The 254-nt window shown below is 69.3% G+C and carries 1 protein-coding gene; it reads left to right on the forward strand.

Annotated elements, in window-relative coordinates; translation table 11 throughout:
* A partial coding sequence (locus ADK64_RS14760; RefSeq protein ID WP_199829613.1) for an adenosylhomocysteinase occupies positions 1-254 on the forward strand: 254 nt, incomplete at both ends.

Here is a 254-nt window from a genome sequence, read left to right on the forward strand (position 1 = left end):
GACTTCAAGGTCGCCGACCTCTCCCTGGCCGAGTTCGGCCGCAAGGAGATCACTCTCGCCGAGCACGAGATGCCCGGCCTGATGGCGATCCGCAAGGAGTACGCCGAGACGCAGCCGCTGGCCGGCGCCCGTGTCACCGGCTCCCTGCACATGACCGTGCAGACCGCCGTGCTCATCGAGACCCTGGTCGCCCTCGGCGCCGAGGTCCGCTGGGCATCCTGCAACATCTTCTCCACCCAGGACCACGCGGCCGC

Origin of the sequence: Streptomyces sp. MMG1121 (genome assembly GCF_001280015.1) — a bacterium.
Lineage (GTDB): Bacteria > Actinomycetota > Actinomycetes > Streptomycetales > Streptomycetaceae > Streptomyces.